The sequence below is a fragment of the Kitasatospora sp. NPDC091257 genome (assembly GCF_044757675.1).
Classification (GTDB): Bacteria; Actinomycetota; Actinomycetes; order Streptomycetales; family Streptomycetaceae; genus Kitasatospora; species Kitasatospora lactacystinica.
Genome location: NZ_JBIVVI010001123.1, coordinates 1 through 2967, shown reverse-complemented (window position 1 = coordinate 2967; position 2967 = coordinate 1). Strand labels below are relative to the sequence as shown.

Annotated in this window: 2 protein-coding genes; both read left to right on the top strand. The window is 75.3% G+C overall.

Annotated features, from left to right (window positions below):
• Positions 1 to 361 precede the first annotated feature (361 nt).
• Entirely contained in the window at positions 362 to 1894 is a 1533-nt protein-coding gene (locus ACIQOV_RS35215; RefSeq protein ID WP_401054913.1) for a methyltransferase, read from the top strand.
• Between the two features lie 296 nt (positions 1895 to 2190).
• Positions 2191 to 2649, top strand: a complete 459-nt coding sequence (locus ACIQOV_RS35210) for a DUF3592 domain-containing protein (protein WP_401054912.1) — start codon at positions 2191 to 2193, stop codon at positions 2647 to 2649.
• Positions 2650 to 2967 lie beyond the last annotated feature (318 nt).

The window sequence follows — 2967 nt, the reverse complement described above, 5'->3', positions numbered from 1 at the left end:
CCCCCAGCGCGAGCTGAGCCCCCCGGCGGACCGCACGATCCGACGCGCCCGCCCCCGAAACCGGCCCGTCCCCGGCCAGGGACCGGCTGGTGAGGGGCGGCGCGTCGGTCATGACGAAGTCACGCGGGCCGGGGCGCCCTCGTGGAGCCGCCGTCCCTGCCCGCCGCCGGCCCCCGTGACCGCGAGCCGCCTCCGCGAGCCGCTGCGAGCTGCCGCCGGCCGCCGCTGTCGAACGACTCGGCGCCCCCGGCAGGGCGGCGCGCGGTGGCTCCCGGGGGCGTGCGTGGTGGTGCGGGCTTCCGTCCGATGGCCGCGGGGCGCAGCGGCGGCCGCGAGGTGGGCGCCGGGGGACAATGGCGGGGTGATCAGTAGCCCCGTTCTCGACCCGACCCGCCTCGCCAAGTTCCGCGAGGCGCTGCTCGCCGCCTCGTTCACCGCCGACGGGTGCCTGGACCTGCTCGGGCCCACCGGCTATTCGGCGTTGGCCCGCAGCGAGGCGGTCCCGGCACTGCGGGCGACCCGCGGTGGCAGCCCGCTGGAGACGCTGGTGCGGCTGTTCCTGCTCCAGCAGCCGGTCCCGTACCGGGCGGCCGCCGCCGCGCTGCCGGTGGAGGACTGCCTGGCGGACGGCTGGCTGCGCCCCGACGGCGATCTGGTGCGCGCCACCGTCGACGTCCGGCCGTACGCCAACGAGGTGGCCGGGATGCCCAGTTCGGATGCCTGGGTGGTCTCCGACCTGGGCTGCGCGGTGGGCGGCGCGGGCGGCATCGGCTCCGGTGAGACCGCGCACGGGGTGGCCCGCAAGGACCTGGTGCTGGGCGTCGGCGGTGCCTCCACCACGCTGGCCAACATCACCGTGCGCCGTCCCGTCCGGGCCGCGCTGGACCTCGGTTCGGGCTCCGGTGTCCAGGCGCTGCACGCGGCCCGCCACGCCGGGACCGTCACCGCCACGGACCTCAATCCGCGCGCGCTGCGCTTCACCGAGCTGACCCTGGCACTGTCCGGTTTCGACAACACCGAGGTGTCCACCGGAAGCCTCTTCGAGCCGGTCGGGGAGCGGAAGTTCGACCTGATCGTCTCCAACCCGCCGTTCGTCATCTCGCCGGGCGGCCGGTTCACCTACCGCGACGGCGGCATGGCCGGGGACGACCTGTGCCGCAGCCTGGTCCGCTCGGCCGCCGACCACCTGGAGCCCGGCGGCTACTGCCAGCTCCTCGCCAACTGGCAGCACGTCAAGGGCGAGGACTGGCAGGAGAGGCTGGCCGGCTGGGTCGCGGGCACCGGCCTGGACGCCTGGGTCGTCCAGCGCGAGGTCCAGGACGTGGCCCAGTACGCCGAGTTGTGGCTGCGCGACGGCGGTGACCACCGCGGCCCCGGCGGCGACTACCAGGCCCGGTACGGCGAGTGGCTGGACGCCTTCGAGGCGGGCCGGGTCGAGGGCATCGGGATGGGCTGGATCACCCTGCGGGCGAGCGGCGCCGAGCGTCCGACCGTCCGGGTGGAGGAGTGGCCGCACCCGGTGGAGCAGCCGCTGGGCCCGCACATCGAGGCCTGGTTCGACCGGCAGGACTTCCTCCGCTCGCACGACGACGCGGGCCTGCTCGCGGCCCGCTACGTGCTGGCCGACGAGGTGGTCCAGGAGCAGGTCGGCTCGCCGGGCGCGGAGGACCCGGAGCACGTGATCCTGCGTCACAACCGGGGCATGCGGCGCGCCACCAAGGTGGACACCGTGGGCGCCGGGTTCGTCGGGGTCTGCGACGGGACGCTGTCGGCGGGCGAGATCGTGGACGCCATCGCGCAGCTGCTCGGCGAGGACCGGGTGGTCCTGCGGGACCGGGTGCCGGAGTCGCTGCGCCTGCTGACCGAGCAGGGGTTCATCGACCCGGTCCGCTGAGGCCCGACCCGGCGCGGCCCGACGCGTCCCGGCGCGTCCCGGCGCGGCCCGGCCCGTCCGGCCCTCCGTGGCCGGATTCACCGTGCCCGGTTGCGCCGTGCCCGGTTGCGCCGTGCCCGGATTCACCGTGCCCGGACCCCGGCCCTCCGTGACCGCACCCGCCGAGACCTGACCGGTTCACTCGCCCGTACCCCCTGGTTCGTCCGGCCGCCGCCGGGTGGCAGTCTCCCGTTGGCTCTCCACTGTGAAGCTCTGTCCACAGGCTGTGGACAGAGCTGGGGAGCCGGGGGCCAGGGGTGGACACGACGACGGCGATGGTGGGCGGGTCGGTGCTCGCCCTCTTCGGTGGCGTGCTGCTGCTCTGGTGCGCCGCCGAGGTGGGCTTGCGCCTGCGGGTGCGCCGCCGGGGGGCGGCGGCGTTGGCCACCGTGATGGCCGAGGACGACGTGCACGGCCAGCTGGACAGTGCTCCGCTGCTCTCCTTCTCGGTGCCGCCCTCGGTCGGCGGCGCCGGCGCGTGCGGGATCGCCGGGCTGGTCATCGCCCGTCCGCGGGGGCACACCCCGCTGCGCCGTCCGGACCGCTTCGCGCCCGGAGCCTCGGTGCGGATCTGTTACGACCCGCAGCGCCCGAGCCGGGTGGTGCTGGCCGCGGGGGAGGTCGGGCGGGCCGCCGTCGTGGACCTGCTGTGGAGCGTCCTGGGCATGGGCTGCCTGGCGGCGGGCGCCGGGCTCCTGGCCGTGGCCGGCGGCTGAGCCCGCCCCCGCTCCGCCCCCGCCTCGCTCCGCTCCGCCCCGCGAGAACCCGTCGATTTTCCGTTGACAGATCTTGAAATCCGTCATTCCATCCTCCGGAACCTGCCGAAGGCCCCCCTCCGCGGGGCGCGAACCTCCGTCATCGGGTTACCGTTCGAGTGGCGTCGGTGAGCCCGGCAAGTGAAAAAGCGGGATCCGTCCGTTTGACAAGGGTGGCCGGGGTACGGTCACACTCCGCTGGTGGGACAACAGCCCCACCATTCCCGGCCCGAGCCGCATCGTGATGCCGTCGACGGCCCGCTTGCCGCCCTTGTGGAC